Source organism: Bacillus sp. FSL K6-1218, assembly GCF_038006445.1.
Lineage (GTDB): Bacteria > Bacillota > Bacilli > Bacillales > Bacillaceae_G > Bacillus_A > Bacillus_A thuringiensis_S.
Map to the genome: position 1 here is coordinate 3,572,446 of NZ_JBBOVE010000001.1, position 26,345 is coordinate 3,598,790.

Genomic DNA, 26,345 nt, shown 5'->3' on the forward strand with positions numbered 1-26,345 from the left:
TGGTCAGGTTCTTTTCATTATGTATTCCTTTAAACTTGCAGTCCTCCGCTCACATTTAATACTTCACCTGTAATATAGGATGCGTATTCTGATGCTAAAAAGGCTGCTGCGTTCGCAATATCTTCTGGCGTTCCAATTCTACCAACTGGAATAGCGCCAACCATCTTTTCTTTCACTTTATCTGGTATCGTTTTGGTCATATCTGTATCCATAAACCCCGGACAAATCGCATTACAAGTAATACCGAAACTTCCAACTTCTTTCGCTGCTGTTTTCGTTAAACCTACAACTCCTGCCTTTGTAGCCGCATAATTTGCTTGACCTATGTTTCCTTCTCTACTAATTGAAGATATATTAATAATGCGTCCATACCCTTGTTGTCTCATGTAAAGAAGCGCTGGTTGCATACAATAAAAAACTCCAGTTAAGTTCACTTGTAATACTTGTTCCCAAGCAGACTTCTCCATTTTATGTAACATTGCGTCTCTTGTAATTCCAGCATTATTCACCAAAATATGTAATGTACCAAATTTTTGAACCCCATATTCAATTAACGACTTTGCTTCATTTTGATTACTCACATCACATCGATATGAGCACACTTCATATCCTTCATCTGATAACTCACGTGTCGTTTTTTGTAGATTCTCTTCATTTACATCGCTAATTAATACTTTCGCCCCTAGTTTTGCATAAACCCTTGCAATCTCTTTTCCAATTCCCTGTGCAGCTCCTGTTACAACAGCTGTTTTCCCATTTAAAAACTCCATTCCTATCCCCCATTTCTATTACTTATACTGTATATTTCGGCTCCTTGCTTTCCATTTCCTCTTTGTATAAAAAAGTCTATTTGTGTCAAACTAACTTTGCAACGTCGCATAAAGTGAAACTTTAATCAGTGGGAAGTTTGTTCATCCCCACTGATTATCAGCCCTCACCAATCGGGCATTTACTGGCAGTTAATCTCCCACCTAGCTTCTTTGTTCCATCTGAATTTTGAGGTGGGAATTTTACTACCCGTTATGCGGGATAAAGTGCAAGGAGATTGTGTCGAATGAACAAAAAGAATTTCAAACAAAACAAAGCAACTGATGGCATTGATGTTGAGTTCTCTCGCGAACTCGCTGACCACAATGACTTAGAAGCAAACGCACGTGCAAATGCCGCTGATGCACGTCAAAAACGCCAATCAACCGAAAAATAAGGTACATCACAACCTTATTCTTTTCAAAAGGGACCTACTACCCAACAAAATAAACCGAGAGACATCTCTCGGTTTATTTTCTATATTTTTTTGCATAATGAGCCAAAGTAAGCAACGGATATATATGAGTATAACTATGATAACGAATATAAAACCCACCTGGTAAACCTGTTCCAGTAGGATATTTTTCATTTACATAAGGGTTGGAGAGCAAATATGAAATACCTTTGCGAATGACTGGTGTTTCTTTTTCATAGTACGAAATGAGAGCATCTAACGCCCATGCCGTTTGTGATGGTGTACTAAACGGCAAAGTAACAAATCTTTTTTCCACACTACTTTGGCAAGATTCTCCCCAGCCACCATCTTCATGCTGTATATGTTCAAGCCATAAAGCTGCTCGTTTTAATGATGGATCGCTAGATGGTATTCCTAGTGACCGTAAACCAGTCAACACTGCCCATGTACCATATATATAACAAATTCCCCATTTCCCATACCATGATCCATTTTCCTCTTGTATATTCATTAACCAATTTATCGCACTTTGTTTTTGTTTCTCGGGCAATTCATTTTGCGCATATGTCCCGAAAAACTCTAGCACTCTTCCTGTAATATCTGGTGTAGAAGGATCTGTAATCATATCACTTGCATTTTCGATTGGTAAATTTGCTAATATACGGCTCGTTACCCCTTTTTCAAAAGCCCCCCAACCACCATCATTATTTTGCAATCCTTTAACCCAATTAACCGCTCTCTTCCAAGAATTATCTACATTTTCGTTCCCTCTACTTCGCGCCAATGCTCTTAACACAGCAGTTGTATCATCAATATCTGGAATCGTCGTATTCACATCCGAAAAGCCCCAACCACCTGGGAATAGATCCGGTGCATGTACACTCCAATCTACTTTCTTCGTTTGCTGTTTTCTTAGTAAATACGCTGATGCATTTTGAATTCCTTTACTTGCTTTCGGAACTTGAGCTTCTTGCAAAGCATAACTGAGTAAAGCTGTATCCCATACAGTTGACGGAGAGTTTTGCAAATGGCTCCCTCTCTCCATCTTCCATATATAAGATGTGATTCCCGTTATAGCCTTCTGAATAATTGGTGATTGAATAGAATGCCCTAATGCAAGTAAAGCATAAATCATATAAAACGAGGCAGTTGCGTAACTATATAATGTTCCATTTTCATCAATACGCTCTTTCATAAAACGTTCTACTGCCTCATATCCTTTATGATGCAAAGAAAGTGGATACGTTATAATTTTCTTCACCTCACTTAATAACGTTTGAAAAACTGGAGATCGGTCCTCCCGAAACCATTCTCCGCCCCCGCCTGCAATGTGATTTAAATTTGGCAATAACTTTTTCCCTACTCGAAATCTTTTATTTAAACACAACATCATCGGAATTAAATGAATACGTGCTGAGCTACTCAATTCAAATATACTGAGGGGGGAATCATTCTGCAGAAACATAATTGGTGTTGGCAAATGAAAGAGAGAAGGATATTCATATTCTCCATGAACCGCTAATAAAAACTTCGTCATAAAATGAGCACGCGCCACCCCCCCGCGCTCATTTATAAACATTTCCGCTCGCTTCATATTCGCATCTTCTTTTGTATATTTTTCCGATGCAAGTAAGGCAGCATAAGATTGAATTGTAGCAGATAAATTACCACCCACTTCATCTTCATACAATTTCCATGTTCCTTCATTTGTTTGGAGTGATGCTAATCTTTTTACAAACGGTTCTATCTCTTTATCTCTACCTAATAATTTTAATAAAAAAATCATATGACAATCTGTTAGTGGCGCTCCTTCAAAACAAAACCGCCAAGTACCATCTTGCCGTTGCATCGTTTGAAGTGCAGTTGTTCTTCTCGCTATTTCTTCATGCACTTTTTCATATAATAACAAGTTACTCACCCACCCTTTCGAAATCCGTATAACGATATTCAAAAAGGTAGCTGAATATGTATAAAAACAAAGAAAAGCAGAACATATAAAATGTTCTGCTCATAAACAATATCCTACTCCGACAATAATCCCTAATAAAGCACCGACTACTACTTCATACGGTGTATGCCCAACAAGTTCGTTTAACTTCTTATATTCTGTTTCTCTACCATGAAAAAAGTCATTCAATATTTTTGCTTGTTTACTTACTGCAAGCCTTACTCCTGAAGCATCATACATAACAATAATGGCAAAAATAGCAGCAACCGCAAACATCGAGCTTTCCACACCTTCCACTACTCCAACTCCTGTAGCAAGCGCTGTAACTGTTGAAGCATGAGAACTTGGCATCCCACCTGAAGCAAAAAACTTTGCAAAATCAAATTCACCCGTTTTAACTAATTTAAAGACTACTTTCGTTAATTGTGCTAAAAACCATGAAATTACAGCTGCCATAAGCGGATCATTATGTAAAATTGTTTCCATGTTCTCAGCTCCTTACTGACTATAATGGAAATTCTATATAATATAAGTATAAAGAAAAATGCGTAGAAAATACTACGCATTATGATACTTTTGCTGATTTATTTTTTATAAATTTCGGTTGTTTCTGCACTAAAAACTTGGTTTTCGCTACCGAGAATACAAATAAAGCAACCCATATACAGAAAAATGCAATCATATGTGTAGATGTGAAATGTTCACCAAATACAAATACACCTAAAATTAAGCTAATTGTTGGCGCAATATATTGTAAAAATCCCACCATATAAAGCGGAATAAGTTGTGCTCCTTTTGCAAAATAAAATAGTGGTAATGCTGTTACAATACCTGCTCCTATTAAAAGTAACGTTGATAACATTGAAATAGATCCAAATGAGCCGAAACCATGTGCTCCTGTCATAACAAGGTAAATGATTGCAAACGGTGTCACTAACATCGTTTCCATCGTAAGTCCAATTGTAGCATCATAGTTTAACAGTTTTTTCGTTAATCCGTATAATCCAAATGAAAAGGCAAGTGAAAGAGAAACCCACGGAATAGATCCGAAACGTACTGTTAAAATGACAACCCCTACTCCTGCTAAACCAACTGCAACATATTGCCAAAAGTTTAACTTTTCCTTTAAAACGACTGTACCAAGTAAAATACTAATAAGCGGATTAATATAATAGCCAAGACTCGCTTCAATAACATGATTATGATTAACGGCCCATATGTAAACAAACCAGTTTCCGCTAATCAAGACTGAAGCTATTGTTAATGACATTAATAATTTAGGTCGTTTAAAAAGATTCACAAATTCCCCAATAAACTGGCGAAACCTCTTCGTAACACCTAATACAAGTAACATAAAAACAAACGCCCAAACGATGCGGTGTGCTAATATTTCATCTGCTGGAACTTCCTCAACCCATTTCCAATAAATCGGTAGAATTCCCCACATCGTATAAGCACCAGCCGCATATAGTATCCCTTTTTTTTGCTCTGCTGATTGACTCCCCATCTTCCTTTTTCTCCTCTTCTCATTTTTTCTCCATTATACGGTCTCACATACTCACTTTACCAATAATCAATCTGCATTTCTTTCGACATTTCTCATACAACGAATAATAAATATACCGTTATTACAACAAGTAACGGTATGCCGAAAACAAATTTCTTTTTATGAGTTTTATGATGAAACATATACATACCGATCCAAGCTCCAACTGCTCCCCCAGCTGCCGCTGATAAAAACAACGTACTTTCTGGCGTTCTCCACTGTTTCTTCTTTGCTTTTCGTTTATCAAGCCCCATAAGGCTAAAAGCTATAACGTTAATAATAAGAAAATAAATCCATTTCATCGCTTTCTCTCCTTATGAAAAATTCGCTTAATGGTAACACGAAAAAACGACGGAAACAACTGAAGAACTCTTTTTATTAAACTAGTTTCATTCCTTTTTCTTAATTAGTTACCTTCATATTTACATAACCAACTAAAATCGCAATTAAAGCATTTAAATAGAAAAATGTTATGAGCAAAATCTTATATTTCATTACATTCACCCACTACCATATCATCAAAAAAACTGCTCTCAATCACTTTCTCATCAAAATGAAGAACTACAATTAGCCCTACATATAAAGAAACAAAATTTAGAAAACATTCCCCATTCTCATCTTTCTTAGCTAAGCATTTAAATATCTCTTGAAATTGCATACGCTCGTCTGCAGCAACAACCGGACGCACACCAAAATATTTCAATACGAGATTCAGCTTCAGCTGCACGGATAATGATAAAATATATTTTAATAACTCTGTATACTCTGCACAATCTTTTTGACTATACAACTTCACAAGCTTTTGATGTAAAGTAGAAATCGATAATTCTTCGTCAGTCACTTTAGTTGCTTCTACCATTTCAATCATCTTTTTCATATTCATTACATTCACCCCTTCTGCAAAAAAACAAAAGCCAAAGCGTATTTATTTTATAATCAGCAATAATTTAGTATTTCTCGTCTCTCGTTCTTCTTCACTCACTAAGTCATACTTCTTTAGAAGATGAAAGACATCATTTAATATTTCCTGTGAATGATTCCCTTGCAAAAATCCCTTTAACTCTTTAAAAATCACTTCCGGTAAAAAATCCTTTTGACTTTCAAGCTTATTCATCACATCTTCAATAGAATGATCAATGTTACACGCCATACTAAACTTCCCCCTCTATCCTCTATAAATAATATCCTCAGCTAACGATGTAAACACTTCTCCAACAAGAGAATCTTCATCATATACAGATGAACCGTTATTTTCTTCACGTTTTGCAAAAGGTATTTTGGCAATTACTTCTGTTTGCAATTGTTCTGCAAGCATTTCGCCGCCACCTTTTCCGAAGAGATAGTTTTTCGATCCATCTTGCTCTTCATAATAAGCCATATTTTCTACAATCCCTAAAATCTCGTGTTTCGTATGCTTTGCCATAACACCTACTCTAGATGCTACGAACGAAGCTACATTGTGTGGTGTTGTAACGATAATTTCTTGCGCCTGCGGGATCATTGCTGCAACATCAATAGCAACATCTCCTGTACCAGGTGGTAAATCAAGAAGTAAATAATCTAATTCTCCCCAGTGCGTATTCGCAAGGAAATTTTGAATCCATTTATTTAACATCGGTCCGCGCCACATAACCGGGTTATTTCCTTCCGTAAAAAATCCCATCGACATAATTTTAACACCGTGACTAACGACCGGAATTGCTGTTTGATCAATCATCGTCGGTTTTTGATTCGTTTCCATCATAGCTGGAATGCTAAAACCATATATATCTGCATCTAATATCCCCACTTTTTTGCCCATACGAGCTAAAGCAGTTGCAAGATTAATTGTCACTGTTGATTTCCCAACTCCACCTTTACCACTCGTTACAGTAATAAATCGTACCCCTGAATCAAGGCGAAGCATGCTCGGCATACCAGTTTCTGTTCTACTATTTTTCTTTAACTTCTCTGTTAGCGCAGCTCGTTCTTCTTGTGTCATAGAACCAAATTTCAAATCTACCTTAGATGCACCAACTGCCTGAAGAGACTCTTCCACATCTTGTTGAATTTTTGCCTTTAATGGACAACCTTGAATCGTTAGCACTACTTCAAGTTTAACCTCTGTTCCATTCATTTGTATATTTCTAACCATATTTAATTCTACAATACTTTTGTGTAACTCCGGATCCTCTACATGTTTTAATGCATTCATTATTTGTTCTTGCGTAATCATAGCACTCATCCTTTCTCGTATTCGAATTTATATACAACATTTTCTTGGCGAAAAAGCTTATTATCCCCCGCTAACAGGCGGGATTAATGCGACTATATCTCCAGCTTTTATCATCTCTTCATTTGTTACAAACTCTTCATTCACAGCCACCATCACTTTATCAAGCGATTGTAAACTATAACTTGCTTTCAGCCATTCTTTTACTTGCTGAACTGTCATTTCTTGTTCTTCTAAAATTACGAATCGATCCGATCCGACTTCCTCACGCAAATTTGCGAACAATAAAATTGTAATCATCTTCTCATTCTTCCTTCTTCGGTTTTCCTTCTGGATATGCCGTATTTTCAAGCTGGTCTCCAATCCACATCATTCCATCTTCCCAAAATTCTTTTTTCCAAATTGGGACGATTTGTTTTATACGTTCAATCGCGTATTCATTCGCTTCATACGCTACTTTACGATGCGGTGATGAAACTGCAATGACTACCGCAATATCCATGATTTCTAGCCGCCCTACACGGTGCGTAATTGCTACTATTGCGTCCGGCCACTTTTCATTTATTTCTTCACCAATTCTTGTAAGTTGTTTTACTGCCATCGGTTTATATGCTTCGTACTCTAAATGTAGCGTTCGTTTTCCTTTTGTAAGTTCTCTCACGGTACCAATAAATGTTGTAATTGCACCTGCTTCTCTTCTTGCGACTTTATTCGTTACTGCTTCAACTAAAATCGGAATATCTACGATTTCAAATAGTGCTTGTCCCATTAGAAACACCTCTCACTTTATAAAATGTCCAAGGCCATTCACTACCTTCATTATCTTCCAGCAAGAGAATATCTACGAACATATCTTTTTTATAACCTCTCGTACCACCTGGAAGTACAATAAATATATTTGTCTCTGCTAGGGAAGAAACCGAGCTAGATTTATCAAACCCTGACGGATAAGCAATTAATTGCCCTTCTTTATATGTCAGTTTTGCTCGCACAAATCTTGTAAATGGATTTGGTTTTAGAAAATCTTCTCCTAATAACGCTTTTTCTCTTTTCATATGTGCTTTTTCACTAAACATATACGTCCGAACACAAGGCCTTACAAACAATTCAAATCCTACGTAACAAGCAGATGGATTTCCTGATAAACCAAATAATAACTTGCCATGTAATTGCGCTACAGTCGTAACACTTCCTGGCCGCATTGCAACTTTATTGAAAAGAACAGAGGCACCTAGCTTTTCGTAAATAGCTGGTAAATAATCGTAATCTCCTACTGATACACCGCCCGTTGTAATTAACATATCTACTTGGCCAAGCGCTTCTTTCACAGCTGTAAAACACGTATTAAAATCATCACTAAACTTCCCAAAATATTTTACTCTGCCGCCCGCTCTTCGAATTTGAGACAATATCATATACGTATTACTATTTCGGATTTTCCCTGGCTGTAATGAATCATTGACATCCAGTAATTCACTCCCAGTTGCTAACAGTCCAATTACAGGCTTTCTCGCAACTGGTACTTCACTATAACCGAATGTAGCAAGAAGAGCTGAAATACCTGGATTAATGTACGATCCTTTCTTTGCAAGAACCGTTCCTTTACGAGCATCTTCACCTTGAAAAGAAATATTGTCGCCTGTTTTGAATGATCGCTTCACTTCCATGTAATTGTTGCCTGCCTCCTCATATTGACGAGTCAGCTCTAACATAACGATTGCATCACACCCATTCGGAATTTGTGCTCCCGTCATAATTCGAACTGCTTGAAACGGACCTACTTTCTCATGGAATAGCGATCCTGCACCAATTTCACCCACTACTTCAAATACAATTGGCGTTTCATAACTTGCTAAATTAGTATCTTCTGCTCTAATAGCAAATCCATCATACGGCGAACGATTAAATGACGGTACATCATGGTCAGCTACTAAATCCTCTGCTAATATACGCCCATAAGCTAATTCAATCGGTAATAGCTCCTTTAAGCCTTTATCAGCAAATCCCATCACTTTACGAACAGCTTCTTCAACCGTAATTGCTACTCTTCTTTCCATTGTTGACAACCCTTTCTATTAGCCGAATACGCGATAATATAGTTGTTTCGCTTTCGAAATATCATTTGTACCATGAATAAAAACACGACCATCCCGAAAAACAACGATGCGGTAATCATCGAATTGGCAAGATAGTAAATACGGATTCCGATCTACTTTCCCCAGTTTTTGTAATACTTTTTCTATATCATCAAAATTGTATTTCCTATTGTCTACTGTTCTAATTTGAACTGTATTTCTTCCGCATAAAACAGCTGCTTTCGTTTGATTTTCGTATGATAAATAAGGATAAGTTCGATTCAAACCGCATGAGAGACAAGCGTCTGTTTTTATTTTCCCTAATTTTATAAAATGATTTTGATTACTCCATATATCAAACATGAAAAATGTTTTGCTAATTGCTGAGAAATCTTCCACTAAAATTTTGAGTGCTTCTGCCACTTGATATGCTGCGACGATTTGAACAGTCGGGCTAATAATTCCAGCGGTATCACATGTCACACCTGTAACAGGAATATTTTTCAGCATACAATGTAAACACGGTGTCTCTTGTGGAATAATTGTATAACTCATACCATACGATCCAACGCAAGAACCATATACCCAAGGAATATTATGTTTTTGTGATAAATCATTTATTACAAATCGAATATCAAAATTATCTGTTGCATCAATGATTACATCTACATTTTTTAATAGACCTTCCATATTTTCTGAAGTTGCATCCATTACGAAAGCATGTATTTGTACTTCCGAATTAATTTGTTCTAACCGATTTTTTGCAGCAATTGCTTTCGGCATTTTCTCTCTCGCATCTTGTTCAGAGTACAATTGTTGCCTTTGTAAATTACTCCATTCAACGTAGTCACGATCAATAATCGTCAACTTGCCAACACCTGCACGTACGAAACTTTCGGCACTTGCACTTCCTAATGCGCCTGCCCCTACAATTAACACATGTTTATTTCGAATTTTTTCTTGTCCTTTACTCCCAATTGGTTTGAACAACTGTTGTCGTGAATACCGATCAGCCATTACATACCCTTCCTCTCAAGAACTCTATTTCATATTAGAATGTTGTTTCTGATAACAAGCAAAGTAAGCAAAACCAACAAACCCAGCTCCTCCAATTACATTTCCAATAAAAACAGGAACAAAATTTTTAGCCAAATCCATCCACGTTAGATGACCAGCAAAAATAACAGCGGAAATGACAAACATATTTGCTACTACTTGCTGAAATCCAATCACTACAAATGCCATAATTGGAATCCAAATTCCGATGATTTTTCCGACAAAATCACTCGTCCCGTAAGCGAGCCAAAGAGCAAGACAAACGAGCCAATTACAACCAATTGCTAAAATTAAAGTTCTCCCAAATGATTCATGTAACTTCCCTTCCGCTATCGCTACCGTTTTATTTAAATACTCTCCCTCTGTTAATCCACCAAGATGTCCAAAGCAATACGCAACGAAAATTGCCCCAATAAAATTCATGAGAGTAATCCAAACCCAGTTATTCAGTACACTTATCAATGTAATTTTCTTTGCATAAAGCGCCATAGACAGTGACATCATATTTCCCGTAATTAATTCTCCTCCTGCTAATACTACGAGCATGAGTCCAACAGGAAATACTGCTCCTCCTAAAACATTCACTAGACTCCCCCAGCGCTCAGGTAAATTCCCTAAAACTCGAATGTTAAGTAAAAAACCTATCGCAATAAACGCTCCTCCTAAAAAACCGAGAATAAGCATCGCTGGCAATGTCTGTCTTACTTTTTGAACACCGGCCTCAATGACAAGCTCAGCAATTTGTTCCGGCTTATGAAATGCCATTACCCATTCCTCCATTTTCTCCAAATAAAAAAGCAGCTTCAAAAAACCTCCTCAAAATAAAGGTTTTTGAATGCTGCTTAATTTCTCTGCACATCTTTTACAGAGATATCAATCATCACTTTTACTATAAAATAGAAAATCCACAACTCTTGTAAATTTTCCATTTTTCACTATGACGCTAGCTTTATATATTAACCACCGATATGTGACATTTCAATTTTAGGTATTGTTTTCTTATTTGTATGATTTAAGCGTTCATCTGAATAACGATCTTCCCTATTATTCCATATATCGCGTACTACATCTGTAATGTCCTCATCTGTATGTTCAGAACGAAGCAATTCTCTTAAATCATTTCCTTTAGAAGCAAATAAGCAAGTATATAATTTTCCTTCTGCAGAAATACGAGCTCTCGTACATGATGAGCAAAAAGAATCTGTTACTGATGAAATAATACCTATTTCCTCATCGCTTCCTATATAACGATACCTAGTAGCCACTTCACCAGAATAATTTGCTTCTATCCGTTCTAACGGCATAACTTGATGAATCGTATCTACTATTTCTTGTTTAGAGACGACCTCTTTTAAATCCCACCCATTATAATTTCCAACGTCCATATACTCAATAAAACGAAGAATATGCTTGTTTTCCTTAAAATATTGCGCCATCTGCAAGATGTCCTGTTCGTTTTTTCCCTTTTGAACGACCATGTTTATTTTAATTTTCATTCCAACTTCAGCTGCAGCCTGTATTCCTTCCAGAACCCTTTGCACTTTGCTCCTATTACCATTTAAATAGAAAAACCGCTCTTCTTCCAGGGAATCTAAACTAACTGTTACACGTGATAGTCCCGCCTTATATAAATCAGGAGCAAACTTTTTCAGTAGTGAACCATTTGTTGTTAAACCGATATCTTCCACACCATCTATTTTATGAAGCCGCTCAATAAGCTGCGGAAGATCTCTTCGAAGTAACGGTTCCCCGCCAGTAATCCGTAATTTTCTCACACCTAAAGATACGAAAATACGAGTTATCCTTTCAATTTCATCAAAAGATAAAATTTTGTCATTAGACAAAAACGAGTAATCAGGACCAAATATTTCTTCTGGCATACAATACCGACAACGAAAATTACAGCGGTCAGTAACTGAAATACGTAAATCCTTTAACGGACGTTGCAACTTGTCTAATGTAACTGATTTCATCTTCATTGCCTCACTTTTATTTTATATTTAAAACACGTTCTGAATGGGTATATACATTTAAGGCGTGATTACGAATAAATCCTATTGCCGTAATACCTAAATCTTCCGCTAGTTGCAAAGCTAACTCAGTTGGAGCTGATTTTGATAGTATAATTTCACAACCGATTTTTGCAACTTTCAATAATATTTCCGAAGAAATACGACCACTAAAAACAATGATTTTATCTTTTATAGAAATATCGTTTCTTAAACAATAACCGTAAATTTTGTCTAGTGCATTATGCCTACCAATATCCATTCGGCTTAAAATAATACCATTCACATCACATAAAGCTGCATTATGAACCCCGCCAGTATGATGAAACGTATCCGCAGATTGCTGCATTTCTTTCATTAACCGAAAACAATCCTCTGCCGCAACCTGTACATGGACACCCTGCATTTTTTTTGCACTTAGTGCATCATTGGCAAAAACAAATCCTTGCCTACTCATACCACAACAAGACGTAATATATCGTTTATTCTGTATTTGTTCATAATACGGATTTACTTTTGTCGTTGTTACATGTACAAATCCTTCTTTTTCCTGTACCCATATGCTATCAATATCCTCATACTTCCGAATGATTCCTTCAGACGCTAAGAAGCCTATCACCATATCTTCTATATATTCTGGAGTACTAACCATTGTAACAAACTCCTGTCCGTTCATTTTAATGGTGACAGGAAACTCTGTTACAATGCTGTCCTCTATATGTTTAAATGCCCCTTGTTCATAACGAAAGATTTCTCTTTCTACCTGTATCGGTTTCACGATCAGTATCCTTCTCTCACGTTATATTTTTATCAAAAACAAATACCGAAACTGCAATATCTTCTTCTACTTTCATATCTGAAAACAAATTCACTAATTTCGCTCCAACAAGTTCCTCCAAATGTTCACGGGAATTCGCAGCATACACTTCTTGAATCATTTTCGTTCTAGCCATATGAACCATTTCCGCACCGTCCATCGTACTTGAAATGAATTTTTCAGTAGGTGTTAAGTTTCCATAAAGAGTCGCTATAGCCATATTTTCTGCAAAAACAGTATGAATTCGTTCTGGTCCTTTTCCGAAAAGTTCCTTTCGAAGTTTTCGTATCATATCATTAAATTCATGTACTTTTTTTGACATACAATCATACCTCCCAAAAGCCTCATTTTACTTTATTATATATTTTACCAAAATGAGCCTTCCGCCCAAACTATTTCGTACAAATATTTGGGCGAAAAGGTTCACTTCATGAAGTTTATTCGTCTTTTAACCCTTTCCCCATACCTTTTAAGAAATGAAGCCCAAACCCGATAGCACGGTTAATATCTGGGTCTTTCAATACTTTCATAAGATCGAATACCCCTACTTTTTTATTACTTTCTAGATGTTCATTACCTTCTTCTAGCCCGACTAATAAACTACCTATAAGCTTTTTCGTAAGTTCTGGGTCAAGTTCAGTTAACGCACCTGCAGCGCCCATCATATTATTAATTAAATTTGTAACAGGCTCACGAGTTACTTGACCTAGAACAATCTTTGCAATTGGTTCTTTCGCTTTTAGCATAGAATTTGCAGCTTCTAGCATTCCAATGTCATTTAATTCCCCTACTATATTAAACATCTGATTTAGAGCTTCTTCATTATTAGTTAGAAGCTCTTTTAAATCATCTAATTTTTGCTGTTTTATTTCTTCCTCAGTTAATTCTTGTTTTTGAATCATTTTTATAGGTGCAGCCATAGTTTTCTCCTCCTACTTATCCGTTAAATGCACATACCCTGGACGTGCCCACTTACGATGTACCTCAATGCCAGCTTGAGGGTGACGTTTTTTATTGCGTGGGTTCGCTTTTGGCATCGGATTTTCGCCATCAACTTCTAACACTTCCATACGTACTTTCGTTTGTTTATACGCAGGTGTATTCGTACGTACGTCCACAGCAGGACCTGTTAAGAAATTAATTGCTGTTTCGTTATCTGTAGAGTTCATCGGTAAATATAACTCATTCGCTTTTACACGATCTGTAACGAGTGCACGTAATTTTAATGCTCCAAAAGGAGAGACAAGACGAACTAACGAACCTGTTTTTACGCCACGTTCTTTTGCAAGGTCTGGAGAGATTTCAACGAAAACACCAGGTACTTTCGTTTGAATACCTGTTGATTTATTTGTCATATTCCCTTCATGGAAATGCTCAAGCATACGACCGTTGTTAATGTGAAGGTCAAACTCGGCTGGAAATTCAGCTGGACGTACCCAGTCAGCAATCGCAAAACGAGCTTTTTTATCTGGGAAGTTAAATCCATCTTGGAACAGAAGTGGTGTATTCGTTCCATCAAAACTTCCCCAATGGAAACTGTTCCATCCTTCAAGCACTTCATAGCTCGCTTGCGAGAACAATGGTGATAAACTTGCCATTTCAGCAAAGATTTCACTTGGGTGGCTATAATTCCAGTTTGCACCTAGTTTATTCGCAACTTCCTGGACGATCCACCAGTCTGGTTTCGCGTCTCCTAGCGTAGGAAGAACTTGATATAATCTTTGGACACGGCGCTCTGTATTTGTGAAAGTACCTTCTTTCTCAAGAGATGGCGCTGCTGGTAATACAACATCTGCATACTGAGCAGTTTTAGAAAGGAAAACATCTTGCACAACGAAGAAATCAAGGCTCGATAACACTTCATGTACATGATTTGCATTAGAATCTACAAGAGCCATATCTTCTCCGACAAGATACATTGCTTTCATTTTTCCTTCGTCAATTGCGTGAAGCATTTCAATATTATTAAGACCTGGTTCACTATCAATTTTCACTCCGTAAGCAGTTTCAAATTTCGCACGTTCCATTTCGTTAGTAACGTGCTGATATCCTGGAAGCCATCCTGGTAAAGTACCCATATCACAAGCACCTTGTACATTATTGTGACCTCGAAGTGGGTATGCACCTGCTCCTGAACGACGATAGTTCCCTGTCGCAAGAAGTAAGTTTGAAATTGCAGCGGAAGTATCAGAACCACCTGTATTTTGTGTTACCCCCATACCCCAAAGGATACATGTACCATCTGCATCACGAATCATTTCAGCCATTTGAATAAGTGTTTCTTTTGAAATACCTGTTACTTCTTCTGCATATTCAAGTGTATATTCTTCTAGGCTTTCTTTGAAATCTTCAAAGAAGTTTACATTCTCATTAATAAATTCCTGATCATGCCAACCTTGATCAATCATATATTTCGTAACAGCCATTAACCAAACTTGATCTGTTCCTTGTTTTGGACTAATAAAGACATCTGATCGCTCTGCCATTTCGGTTTTACGAAGATCAGCTACAATTAACTTTTGTCCGTGTAATTTATGTGAACGTTTAATACGTGTAGCTAGAACAGGATGACCTTCCGTTGGATTACATCCTACAATAATAACAAGACCAGATTGCGCAATATCTTTAATCGTTCCGGCATCACCGCCCATACCAATTGTACGGAACAAACCATCCGTTGCTGGTGATTGGCAATAACGTGAGCAGTTATCAATATTATTCGTTCCAAATACTTGTCGAGCTAATTTTTGAATTACATAATTGTCTTCATTTGTAATTTTAGAGGAAGAAATAAATCCGATAGAACCTTTACCGTACTCTTCTTTAATAGCGCCTAATTTATTTGCAACTACATTCAGTGCTTCTTCCCATGTAGATTCAACAAACGTTCCATTTTTACGAATTAAAGGTTTTGTAATTCGTTCTTTAGAATTTACGAAATCCCAACCAAATTTCCCTTTTACACAAGTGGAAATTGCGTTAACTGGTGCATCTGAAGATGGCTGTACTTTAAGGATTTTACGCCCCTTCGTCCACACTTCAAATGAACAACCTACACCACAAAATGTACATACTGTTTTCGTTTTCTTCGTACGAGTATCACGCATAGCCGCTTCCACTTCTGATACCGCAAAAATACCGCTATACCCAGGCTCAACTTCTTTAATTAAATCTACCATCGGTTCAAGAATATCTGGCTTTAATCCCGTCATAAATCCAGCTTCACCGAGCATCGTTTTCTCCATTAAAGCGTTACAAGGGCAAATCGTTACACATTGACCACAGCTAACGCATGAAGAATCATTAATATTTACTCCTTCATCCCAAATAACTCGTGGGCGTTCCGCTTCCCAGTCTATCGATAACGTTTCATTTACTTGTAAGTTTTGACACACCTCAACGCATTGACCACATGCAATACATTGATTAGGGTCATAGCGATAAAACGGATGCGTCATATCAACTTCACTTACATCAACTTTCGGTTCATAAGGATATTTTTGATGTTCGATTTCCATTAATTCTGCTGTATTATGCAGTTTACAGTTCCCATTGTTGTTGTCACATACTGTACAGTATAATAAATGATTTTCTAGTAACCGATCCATCGCCTCTGTTTGTGCTTCTTTTGCGCCAACAGAAGCACGTTCAATGTTCATACCTTCCGTTGCTATCGTCGAACAAGAACGCATTAACTTTCCGTCAACTTCTACAATACAAGTGTCACATGTTTGAATAGGATCTACTTCTGGCACGTAACAAATTTGCGGATGTTCAATCCCGTTCTCATTAATAACACCCAATATCGTCGAACCAGGCTCCGCTGTATACTTTTTTCCGTCAATTGTAATATGAACCATGTTGTCATTCATGGTCTTTCCCCCTTTTTGAGAATAAAAAAACTCCACCACGAAAATATACGCACCATATTTTGGGCACGCTATCATCATGGTGGAGTAGTTTATTAGCACATCTTGCTAAAATACCAATCCATTTATTCATAAATAAAACGATAGATTCATAACAGGTCATATCACGATTCCATCTTTAACACTATAATTATAGCGTTAAATGTACAAATATACAATATAAATTTTAAACTGCGCATATGTCTGTATGTAACTATCCATAATAACCCATATAAAGTTCAACGAGGAATAAGGTGAATATATGGGATCTTTTCGAAAATGGATAAAGGGCGAAAAATCTTTCTCTACACACGAGCAATCTGAAACTGTATTAAATAAAGAAATTTCTTCCTCCATGCCGCTTAATCTTAAACACTTATCCAAATTATTTAGTGGTATTCCAGAATTAATTACACGCACTTTCCCGTTAAAAAACGGAAAAGAAGCTGCTCTTATATATATGGAAGGACTTGTAGATAAAACTGTTATTAATGTAGATATTCTTCGGCCTCTCTTATTTAAAGAATGGAATGAAGATGATTTTTGGGAATCTTCTGTTTCTATAGGGAATATTAAAAAAGTTCAGAAGTGGATAGACATTGAGCAATCTCTCTTACATGGCAAAAGTATTTTATTTATAAACGGTCAATTATCAGCTTTAGAACTAGATACACAAGCGGCGCCAAAAAGGAGTATTGAAGAACCTACAACAGAGACTTCCATAAAAAGCTCACACGAAGGATTTAATGAAGTGGCAAGTGATAGTATCGCACTTATTCGTCGCTATATTCCAAATCGCGAATTAAAAGTGAAAGAATTCACTGTTGGCGAACGAGCAACCTCTAAAGTTTTTTTACTTTATCTTGCAGATGTTGCAAACGAAGATATTGTACAAGATATGGCATGCCGCATCGAATCAATCAAAGTAGATGCTATTCTTACTACCGGTGAATTAGAAGGATTTGTTGAAGATAATTCTTATACTCTCTTCCCACAATTGTCTATCACTGAACGTCCTGACACAACGGCACATCATATTTTGAATGGGAGAATTGCTGTTGTTGTAGATCGCTCACCAGGCGTATTAATAGGACCTATGACCTTTTCATCCTTTTTCCAGACGATAGATGATTACAGCTTCAGACCTATGATTCCATCTTTTATACGACTCCTTCGTTTCACTGGGCTATTTATTGCAATATTTGCTCCAGCTCTTTATATTGCTATGATTTCCTTCCATTATGAAGTGATTCCGCTCAAATTGTTGTTAACGATTGGAGAATCTCGAGCCAAAATTCCTTTTCCCCCCATATTAGAAGCTTTATTAATGGAATTAGTTCTCGAAATGCTCCGAGAAGCAGCGATTCGGCTTCCTGGGCCTGTTGGACAAACAATCGGCGTCGTAGGAGGAATTGTAATTGGACAAGCTGCGGTTCAAGCTGGGATTGTTAGTAACGTTATGGTTATCGTCGTATCAATTACTGCGGTTGCCTCCTTCATTATTCCCAACTTAGAAATGTCAGCAGGAATTCGGCTTCTTCGATTCCCAATGATGATAGCCGCCTCTTTATTTGGCGTCATTGGAATTATGGTTGGAATGGCAATTATTATCATCCATATTCTTTCTATGGAATCACTTGGTGTGCCATATGGTAGTCCTTTTTCTCCGTCATATGCTTCGGATTTAAAAGATACCCTTGTACGTTTCCCATGGAAAATTATGAAGAAACGGCCACTATCTCTACAATTAAAACAAGATAACCGGCAAAGAGATGTTGAGGAAAAGGAGGAGAATAAGTGACAAAACGTGCAAAGAGGGAGATCACTTTATTTCAATACATTTTAACTATTAGTGGTGTTCAAGTCGGGTTCGGCGTACTTACACTTCCGCGTGAAGTTGCACAAGGAGCGAATACAGATGGCTGGATGTCTATTATTATCGGATGTGTCATTACTACTTTAGTCAGTCTATGTATTGTAAAAATCATGGAAAAACATCCAGGATATACTTTACTTGATGTGCTGATACGCTATCTTGGAAAATGGCTAGGAAGAGTAGTAATGATTTTTTGGATTTTATATGCCGTACTCGCAGCTGTTTCCTTAATTTTTTCCCTCTTATACGTTATTCATATTTGGATTTTACCTAGATCTCCTATGTCTTTAATTATGATTTTGTTATCTATTCCAATGCTTATGCTTGCATGTAAAGGGGCACTTATTATTAGTCGTTTTGCTGTTTTTACTGTCATCTTTACACTTTGGATGCCATTATTATTATTTATTCCTCTTAAAGATGGGTATTTCATATATCTTCTTCCTCTCATCAAGGAAGGATGGCTACCAATTCTAAACACCGTGAAATCAACTATCATTGCGTTTCTCGGATTCGAGTTTGCATTTGTCCTTTATCCTTATTTAACTAACAAAGCATCTGCAAAAAAAGGAATTATTATTGCGAATTTGATTACGTTATTTATTTATCTTCAAATCACGTTCGTTTCTTTTATTTATTTTAGTCCAGATGGTATAACAAAGTTTTTATGGCCGACTCTTTCTCTTGTTACACCGTTTCATTTCTCATTTCTTGAGCGATTTGAAATTATCTTTTTGTCATTTTATCTCTTTATTATTTTTGATTCCTGTATTCCTTATATTTTCACTGCTTCAGATGGAATTAATCAATTACTTAACAAAAAAGGGAGTTCATTACCTATTTATTTTTTATTATTCGGGTGTATTTTCATCTTATTCTTTTATATCCCTTCTTCTTATCAGATAAGTGCGTTGCGGGAATTTTGGGGAACTGCTAGTTATTTTATCGTTTTTCTATTCCCAGTTGTATTTCTCTTATACATGACACTTTATCAGCATTGGAAAAGGAGAAAAGTTTAAATGAGACGCTTTATTCATTTTATTATATTTTGTTTTCTCATAATTTTTTTAGTAGGTTGTGAAGATCGGCTTGATTTAGAAAAACAATCCATCTCATTAGTTTACGGTTTTGACGCAAAAGCAAAAGGAAAATTAATTGTGTATCACGTAAATCCTATTTTTAATGAAGATGTAGAGAAAAAGTACGAAATTCATGAAGCGAAAGTACATACACCTCGAGAAGCAAAAGATACGTTTAACAGTTCAAGCAGCGGTTTAGTGTCCACAGAAAAGTTACAGCTCATATTGTTTAGCACGAATTTTTTAAAACAAGAAGGAGCTATGCCTTATCTGGATGTTTGGTATCGCGACCCTAAAAATACAGGAAATATGCGCATGGTTGCAGTAGATGGCCCCATTTCTTCTGTTATATATAATAATTTCAAAGATAAGCCTGCTCTTCCTGAATATTTAACAGATTTAATTAATACGAATAAACTATACAATCGGACCGTGTTTACGACATTCCATGAATTTCATAGACAAACTTTTAATAAAGGTATAACACCTGCTATCTCAGAAATAAAAAAAGGAAAGAAAGATATTATCGTTACCGGTTCCGCACTATTAACTTCTCGCGGAATCTATAAGATGTCTTTAAATCGATATGAAAGTGCCCTCCTTCTTCTATTACAAAAGAAGGCCAATACACCAGTTTCTCTTACAATGAAGATCCCTTCTACTCAAGTTGAAAATAATAGTGATTTAAAAGATACAGACGGCAAAGATTTCGCAACAATAAATGTTCTTAGCATGAATCGTGACATTCACACAGGCTATAACGATAACCACTTCAAATTTAATATTGCAATGGATTTTAAAGTTTCCGTATCTGAACTTACATTCAACATGGATATAGACAAAGATAGAAAGAAATTAACTTCTCTTATTACAAAACAGCTAAACAAAGATTTAAACGATCTAATCCACAACATTCAAAAACAGCAACTTGATCCATTTGGATTTGGTGATTATGCGAGAGCATTTCACTATAAAGAATGGAAACAAGTTGAAGATGATTGGCCGAGTGCCTTTTCAAAAGCTAATGTGAAAGTCGCACCAACTATTAAAATTTTAGAAAATGGGATTATTAAATAGCAAAAACACGCTACTTGTTCTTATATGAATAAGTAGCGTGTTTGCATTTCCATTACAAGTATTATTTCAATGGACTATACTTTATTTCTATTTCTAACATTACTATGTTTTTTAGCATATACAAAATATATGAAAACACCTATTATAATCCATGCAACAAAACTAATTAAAGTAAGCTTAGAAAGATTCAAAGCTAAATATATACAACTTACTATCGAAACGATAGGTAAAAAAGGTACTAGAGGAGCACGGAATGGCCTCTTCATATTAGGATGTGTCTTTCTTAATACAATGACAGCTATAGATACAAACACAAACGCTGTTATCGTTCCCATATTCACTAAATTAGCTAATAAATTCAAATCCACTAATCCTGCTAATAAAGCTGCTAGTATACCTGTAACCCACGTATTAAAAAATGGAGTTTGTAAACGTTTATGGACACTTGAAAGTCTTTGTGGTAACAATCCATCTCGACTCATCGAGTAAGATACACGAACAAATGCAAACATAGCTACTAACAGAACTGTTGTTAGCCCTGCTATCGCTCCCACCGATAACAACCCAGCAATTCTATCTTCTCCTACAGTGCGCAACGCATATGCAACCGGATCAGCAACATTTAATTCCGTAAACGGAACCATTCCAGTTAACACGAATGAAACACCTACATATAGAACGGTACAAATGAACAAGGAAACAAGTAGCCCAATTGGCACGTTACGTTGTGGACGCTTCACTTCTTCTGCGGCTGTTGCAACTGCATCAAATCCTAAAAAAGCAAAAAATACAGTAGCAGCGCCCCCTACCACACCGTGAAAACCAAACGGTAGAAATGGTTGCCAATTCTCTGGTCTTACATATTGTGTCCCTACAACAATAAATCCTACAATAACAGCCAGTTTAATAATAACCATTATATTATTTATTCGTGCACTTTCTTTTGCACCACGGCTTAATAAAAATGTAACAACTAAAATAATAAGAACTGCTGGTAAATCAATGATTCCACCCTTCCCCATTCCTGGTGCCGAAGCAAAAATCGTAGGAATGTGAATATTAAAACCTAGTAGCAATGACTGAAAATATGCTGACCAGCCTGCTGCAACCGCAGAAGTCGCTAATAAATACTCCAGCATAACACACCAGCCAACTATAAATGCAAAAATCTCACCTAGTGTCATATATGTATATGAATATACACTTCCCGAAACTGGAACTGTAGATGCAAATTCAGCATAACAGAAAGCCACACATGCACATATAATTGCCGCTAATACAAAAGATAATACAATCGCCGGACCAGCATGTTTCGCTGCTACAATACCAGTTAATACGAAAATACCTGTACCAATAATTGCTCCAATACCTAAAAGAGTTAGATCAATCGCTCCTAAAGTTTGATTCAATACTTTTTTCTTTTCTTCATCCATTGCTTTCTTTATGAAAAGACTCATTCTTTAAAACCTCTTTTTCAAGTTTATCTCTTACTTGTTACATTCTTTATTACTGTTCTATTTTAAAAATAAAAATATACATAGTTCACTTCCCCTATAGACTTAGTAACCCACCTCAAAAAACAGAAAAATCAATCTTTTTATGTCGTATTGAATTTTCGAAATATTAATCGTACCAAAAAACCATTAAGAATGCTGATTGAATTTATCATACAATTAATTATATTGTCAATAATAAATCACTCAAAAATAATCAGTTAATTATGTATCAAATGTTATTTTTATACATAATTATTTTCTCGAAAACATTGTTGTTTTCCAACTTAATATTCATACGCATTTTATTACATTGATTTTCATACAATTTTCATTACATACAATGCAATAAAAATCATAATAACCCCAAACGAATTATTATTTAAAAATAATAATTCGTTTGGGGTTATGTCACCATTTTAATACTAACAAAAAAGTGCAGATTTTCATCTGCACTTTTTTTTATTCTTCCACTTCAGCTTCTGCACTACTATTTTCAAGATGCTCCTTCTGAGCTTCCTCTTGCAGCTCCGCTGAAATCATCCCATAATAAAGTTCCGGATATAACCCAAATATTTGATATACACTTCCTAAAAACGGCATCAGAATCCCTCTTTTCTAAAGTTGTATTACCACTTTTAAGGATTCCCTTTTCATTCATTATACATTCGTTTTTGGCGTTTCTTCTTCATCTTGAACACTTAATAAATTTTGCCATTTTTTATACGGAGCGCTATTTGGATCTACATATCCTTTCGCATGCGAGCGATCCCACAATTGTTTAATAAACATTTCTTTCTCTTTCTTTGCCACCATATCAGCACCTGTACCGTAATAGTTCTGGAAATACAACTCGATTTCATCAAGGAATAGTCTTAATAATTCATCTGATGTTTCTTCTAACGTCGGATCATACTTCGCTTCACGGTCATACATTAAAATCATATCTAAAAGATTGTGGACATGTTCTTTTCTAAGCCATCTTACATCTTGGGCTCCTAATACGAACGGATGTGTATATAAATGTCCACCTTGTATCATCGCCTTTTCTTGCTCTTCTTCAAATCGTGACAAGATGTTTTCATAAATAAACGGATTATGAAGCAACGCTCTGTGTAATTTATAACTTTCGCTTGAAATATTTTTCCCCATCGACTGAATTAAAAAGCTACGTCCTACACCGTTATATTGATACACAAACTGTCCATCAACAGCAACTAAACTAATCCAGCGATACATATATGCGTATAGTAATGCACGATTACATTTATCATAATCTAATTTTGTTTGAGTCGCGTTTAAATCTGGCATAAAGGCTGGTAAGTGCCAATACTTATCCAAATGCGGCGTTAAACTAGATTTTTTACTATTTAATTTGTTTACACGGCGATAATACGATTGGAAATAGTCACCTTTATCATTCATAAATCCGTTTGAAATATGTCCTGATGATAATTTAGGAAAGTCTTGCAGCGATAAGCCATAATGCGCTCGATAACAGATCACTTCAAATGGTGAAAAGGCTTCATGTACTGTATCTTTTTCTTTAAACATTTCTTGAATTAATTCCTCTTGCAGCTCTTTCTTTAAAGAAGGATGTATACCCCAATATTGTAATTCCCTATGATGAGCAACTTTCGGAACGAATGGACTCGCTAAATGGAACAGGTCTTCAATTTTTTCACGAACGTATTCATCGCGATCACGTTTCTTATAATCTGCTTCTTTTCGCAACGCTTCAATAATATTCAGTTCTAATTTATCACGATAGCGTACTTGCAGTTCGTCATAACAATAGCTCAGTATATGTTCGCGGTAGAAATCCTCTACCTTTTTCGACTGAATCTCTTCTGTTTTCGCATCACGACAATATTCCCCGTACAAACTCATATAAATTTCCGCTGATATATCTTTCGGTAATACACCTAAATTTAAATGTTGCTGCATATCTTGCCATATCTTTTCTTGCAGCTGTTCCTCAGCTAATACATATACATTCGTCGGGTTTGTTTTTCCTTCAAATTCCTTACTGCGCTTTTGGATTTCAAACAGTAAATTTTCACGTGTTTCATGTAAATTATCAAAAAATCTTTCCCAATATTGAATCATTTTATTCACTGCTTGATATAGCGATTGATATACAAGTTCTAATAGCATTTCTTTTCGATATTCATTTAATTTGTGTACATATTGCGTTACGATGTCTTCAAATTCTCTTTTGAATAAACGTTGCTGATTATTAATCATTTTTCCAAACCAGCCTTGTTGTTGAGCAATTTCCACTCGGCGTACAGCCGTTACCGTCCCATCAATATTACCCACATTAAATTTTTTATCGTAGTTTTGAATTACATTACGCTTTTGTTCATTATTTTCATGTAGTCGATTCATTTTTTCTACTAACTGCTTTCGAATTTCATATAACATAAAACGTGCTGCTACTGGGTGAACTGGATCTGTTTTTTTTAAAAACCATGTATTTAATTGATAGGACTGCCCTTCAGAACCACTTGGTGAAAAGCGATCTGATTCAATCATGTCATATAAAAGTGTCGTTACATGTTCATGTACACGGCTCGGAATCGCATAGGCATATAAACGAACCGCATGATCCACTCTTGCTACTTCACCTTTCATTTGTTCCATCATTTTCAGTTTCGCAGCTGAAATTTTACACTCATGTTGCAGACGATTTAATTCCTCATCTTTTTGCACCGTACGTTGTACATAACTTTCTACTGCCTCTAAAAATAGTTTTGATTTCGCAACTCCAAGCTTACCACCCTCTGCTCCTTCACGCGTTTCATTATACATTTGTCTATAGAAAATATGCGCTTGCTCTGGACGGGTAGCAAGATGTTCCAAATCCTCTAAATAACTTTTGCCACGTTCAGGTTTTTCACGCTGCATACCACGTTTTACATCTTGGTCATATCTTTGCTTCTTCTCTTGAAATAGTTGATCTAAATGTAGCCACGATTCATCTAAACCTTGCACAGCCCATTTTAAAGCACAATATTTTAACACGTGTTCATATGGATAAATGAGCTTTGCCGTTCCTGCTCCGCAATATCGCCCTTTTCCGCTCGATTCTGCCAATTGCTGAATTTGATTGTCTTCCTGCGCAAAATGACTTGTGGACATCGGGCTAAATAACTGTAAATAAATCGTATTTGCCATCTGTTCCATATAGTCTGATAAATTGTGTAAATGGTGTCCATGTAGGTTTTCGTAATCGTATAAGAAACAATAATTGTACGGTAAATGATGTTGTTTAATTGTATGATTCGTTCTTCCGTCTTCATCTACTTGATCAGGGCGATACTCTAATTCAATTGTTACACCGCCGCGTTTTGATAATTCCCCAGTAGAACCGAGTGTAATAGCATGTAATTCTTTTAACGATGCATAGCCGTTCGCTTGCACCGTTTCAAACTCTTTCGCACTAACTGTTCTCGTCTTTACTAAAACATCCGGCATTAAAAACGCACCGCGTATTAAAATGTTATGATGCTGCAATTTCTTCCGAAGCATTTCACGTAAATATAATGCAATTTGCAGAAACATCCCCGAACCTGTTCCGCCTGCTAGTGATGTTACTATAATGACACGCACACCATATTCTGTTTGATCACTTGTAACCGGAAAAATTTTCTCAATTTCTTGCCAAAAGGACGTTAATTTATCTTCTTTCATCGCAGCACGTAACGCTAAACGTGAAATGACGCGTAACTGTCCTGCTCCTTCTGTTAATGGTTTATCAAGTATAGTCGGATCCATCGGAAACCACTCTGGGATTGTTGGATCTCCTGCAATATACTCCCTGGGCGTTTTACTAGAACTCGTTTGTGTCTTAAACTTTCGAATATGATCAAATTTACTCAATGTATTCACATCTGTATCAAATACGTGCATTGCTACCTTTTTCCGGCGCTCTTCAGGCAATTTTTCATATATTTGATGCGTCACAGTACTACCGATTCCACCTAAACCAATTAATATTGTTGGAACTTGTAATGTCATGTGA

25 protein-coding genes are annotated in these 26,345 nt (G+C 36.3%); 4 read left to right on the forward strand and 21 right to left on the reverse strand.

Annotation, left to right across the window (positions count from 1 at the left end):
* Positions 1 to 29: 29 nt before the first annotated feature.
* Positions 30 to 770 carry a 3-oxoacyl-ACP reductase FabG gene (gene fabG / locus MHI26_RS18055; RefSeq protein ID WP_000395040.1) on the reverse strand — a complete coding sequence of 247 codons (741 nt, stop codon included), beginning with the start codon at positions 768 to 770 and terminating at the stop codon, positions 30 to 32.
* Positions 771 to 1,054: 284 nt separating this feature from the next.
* Here fabG and MHI26_RS18060 point away from each other — a divergent pair, with 284 nt between their 5' ends.
* On the forward strand, positions 1,055 to 1,204 hold the full coding sequence (locus MHI26_RS18060; protein WP_001035808.1) for a YfhD family protein: 150 nt from the start codon (positions 1,055 to 1,057) through the stop codon (positions 1,202 to 1,204).
* A gap of 73 nt (positions 1,205 to 1,277) precedes the next feature.
* On the opposite strand, the gene MHI26_RS18065 is transcribed toward MHI26_RS18060, so the two are convergent.
* The 17 genes from MHI26_RS18065 to fdhF all read right to left on the reverse strand — a co-directional run bounded on the left by MHI26_RS18065 (position 1,278) and on the right by fdhF (position 16,757).
* Entirely contained in the window at positions 1,278 to 3,131 is a 1,854-nt protein-coding gene (locus MHI26_RS18065; protein WP_061665760.1) for a terpene cyclase/mutase family protein, read from the reverse strand.
* Positions 3,132 to 3,230: 99 nt separating this feature from the next.
* Positions 3,231 to 3,656, reverse strand: coding sequence for a divergent PAP2 family protein (locus MHI26_RS18070; RefSeq protein ID WP_000447819.1), 426 nt, complete (start codon positions 3,654 to 3,656; stop codon positions 3,231 to 3,233).
* Positions 3,657 to 3,735: 79 nt separating this feature from the next.
* Complete coding sequence (gene rarD / locus MHI26_RS18075) at positions 3,736 to 4,677, reverse strand: EamA family transporter RarD (protein WP_000535541.1); 942 nt, start codon at positions 4,675 to 4,677, stop codon at positions 3,736 to 3,738.
* A gap of 92 nt (positions 4,678 to 4,769) precedes the next feature.
* The gene (locus tag MHI26_RS18080; protein ID WP_000871350.1) at positions 4,770 to 5,018 is read right to left on the reverse strand and encodes a DUF1294 domain-containing protein; all 249 of its coding nucleotides are present in this window, start codon (positions 5,016 to 5,018) and stop codon (positions 4,770 to 4,772) included.
* A 182-nt stretch (positions 5,019 to 5,200) separates the two neighbouring features.
* Positions 5,201 to 5,599, reverse strand: a complete 399-nt coding sequence (locus MHI26_RS18085) for a hypothetical protein (protein ID WP_061665761.1) — start codon at positions 5,597 to 5,599, stop codon at positions 5,201 to 5,203.
* Between the two features lie 42 nt (positions 5,600 to 5,641).
* Positions 5,642 to 5,866: a hypothetical protein gene (locus MHI26_RS18090; RefSeq protein ID WP_000752367.1), complete on the reverse strand. Its 225-nt coding sequence runs from the start codon at positions 5,864 to 5,866 to the stop codon at positions 5,642 to 5,644.
* Positions 5,867 to 5,881: 15 nt separating this feature from the next.
* On the reverse strand, positions 5,882 to 6,931 hold the full coding sequence (locus MHI26_RS18095) for a P-loop NTPase (RefSeq protein WP_061665762.1): 1,050 nt from the start codon (positions 6,929 to 6,931) through the stop codon (positions 5,882 to 5,884).
* Positions 6,932 to 6,991: 60 nt separating this feature from the next.
* Entirely contained in the window at positions 6,992 to 7,228 is a 237-nt protein-coding gene (moaD, locus tag MHI26_RS18100) for a molybdopterin converting factor subunit 1 (protein WP_000628493.1), read from the reverse strand.
* A gap of 4 nt (positions 7,229 to 7,232) precedes the next feature.
* Entirely contained in the window at positions 7,233 to 7,697 is a 465-nt protein-coding gene (gene moaE / locus MHI26_RS18105) for a molybdopterin synthase catalytic subunit MoaE (protein WP_061665763.1), read from the reverse strand.
* Complete coding sequence (gene moeA, locus MHI26_RS18110) at positions 7,678 to 8,985, reverse strand: molybdopterin molybdotransferase MoeA (RefSeq protein WP_000442168.1); 1,308 nt, start codon at positions 8,983 to 8,985, stop codon at positions 7,678 to 7,680. Before moeA ends, moaE begins: the two co-directional genes overlap by 20 nt.
* 18 nt (positions 8,986 to 9,003) lie before the next feature.
* The gene (locus tag MHI26_RS18115; RefSeq protein ID WP_000785265.1) at positions 9,004 to 10,020 is read right to left on the reverse strand and encodes a molybdopterin-synthase adenylyltransferase MoeB; all 1,017 of its coding nucleotides are present in this window, start codon (positions 10,018 to 10,020) and stop codon (positions 9,004 to 9,006) included.
* 24 nt (positions 10,021 to 10,044) lie between these two features.
* On the reverse strand, positions 10,045 to 10,824 hold the full coding sequence (locus MHI26_RS18120) for a formate/nitrite transporter family protein (protein WP_000863998.1): 780 nt from the start codon (positions 10,822 to 10,824) through the stop codon (positions 10,045 to 10,047).
* Positions 10,825 to 11,015: 191 nt separating this feature from the next.
* Positions 11,016 to 12,032 (reverse strand): GTP 3',8-cyclase MoaA, encoded by a 1,017-nt coding sequence (gene moaA, locus MHI26_RS18125; protein WP_000844113.1) that lies wholly within the window; start codon positions 12,030 to 12,032, stop codon positions 11,016 to 11,018.
* Between the two features lie 16 nt (positions 12,033 to 12,048).
* Positions 12,049 to 12,846 carry a formate dehydrogenase accessory sulfurtransferase FdhD gene (gene fdhD / locus MHI26_RS18130; RefSeq protein ID WP_000802682.1) on the reverse strand — a complete coding sequence of 266 codons (798 nt, stop codon included), beginning with the start codon at positions 12,844 to 12,846 and terminating at the stop codon, positions 12,049 to 12,051.
* A 16-nt stretch (positions 12,847 to 12,862) separates the two neighbouring features.
* Entirely contained in the window at positions 12,863 to 13,207 is a 345-nt protein-coding gene (locus tag MHI26_RS18135) for a DUF2294 domain-containing protein (protein ID WP_000039582.1), read from the reverse strand.
* 115 nt (positions 13,208 to 13,322) lie between these two features.
* The gene (locus tag MHI26_RS18140; protein ID WP_000729897.1) at positions 13,323 to 13,805 is read right to left on the reverse strand and encodes a DUF1641 domain-containing protein; all 483 of its coding nucleotides are present in this window, start codon (positions 13,803 to 13,805) and stop codon (positions 13,323 to 13,325) included.
* Positions 13,806 to 13,817: 12 nt separating this feature from the next.
* Complete coding sequence (gene fdhF / locus MHI26_RS18145) at positions 13,818 to 16,757, reverse strand: formate dehydrogenase subunit alpha (RefSeq protein WP_061665764.1); 2,940 nt, start codon at positions 16,755 to 16,757, stop codon at positions 13,818 to 13,820.
* 298 nt (positions 16,758 to 17,055) lie between these two features.
* On the opposite strand from fdhF, the gene MHI26_RS18150 reads away from it, so the two are divergent.
* The 3 genes from MHI26_RS18150 to MHI26_RS18160 are packed head-to-tail and all read left to right on the forward strand — an operon-like array spanning position 17,056 to position 20,825.
* A complete protein-coding gene (locus MHI26_RS18150; protein ID WP_000534544.1) occupies positions 17,056 to 18,594 on the forward strand; it encodes a spore germination protein in 1,539 nt (512 codons plus the stop codon).
* The gene (locus MHI26_RS18155) at positions 18,591 to 19,688 is read left to right on the forward strand and encodes an endospore germination permease (protein ID WP_000166529.1); all 1,098 of its coding nucleotides are present in this window, start codon (positions 18,591 to 18,593) and stop codon (positions 19,686 to 19,688) included. Before MHI26_RS18150 ends, MHI26_RS18155 begins: the two co-directional genes overlap by 4 nt.
* The gene (locus MHI26_RS18160; RefSeq protein WP_001252188.1) at positions 19,689 to 20,825 is read left to right on the forward strand and encodes a Ger(x)C family spore germination protein; all 1,137 of its coding nucleotides are present in this window, start codon (positions 19,689 to 19,691) and stop codon (positions 20,823 to 20,825) included.
* Between the two features lie 74 nt (positions 20,826 to 20,899).
* Here MHI26_RS18160 and MHI26_RS18165 read toward each other — a convergent pair whose 3' ends face one another.
* The 3 genes from MHI26_RS18165 to MHI26_RS18175 all read right to left on the reverse strand — a co-directional run bounded on the left by MHI26_RS18165 (position 20,900) and on the right by MHI26_RS18175 (position 26,341).
* Positions 20,900 to 22,282, reverse strand: a complete 1,383-nt coding sequence (locus tag MHI26_RS18165) for an APC family permease (protein ID WP_061665765.1) — start codon at positions 22,280 to 22,282, stop codon at positions 20,900 to 20,902.
* Positions 22,283 to 22,780: 498 nt separating this feature from the next.
* Positions 22,781 to 22,921 (reverse strand): hypothetical protein, encoded by a 141-nt coding sequence (locus tag MHI26_RS18170; RefSeq protein WP_001116193.1) that lies wholly within the window; start codon positions 22,919 to 22,921, stop codon positions 22,781 to 22,783.
* Between the two features lie 57 nt (positions 22,922 to 22,978).
* On the reverse strand, positions 22,979 to 26,341 hold the full coding sequence (locus tag MHI26_RS18175; RefSeq protein ID WP_061665766.1) for a tubulin-like doman-containing protein: 3,363 nt from the start codon (positions 26,339 to 26,341) through the stop codon (positions 22,979 to 22,981).
* Between the last annotated feature and the right edge of the window lie 4 nt (positions 26,342 to 26,345).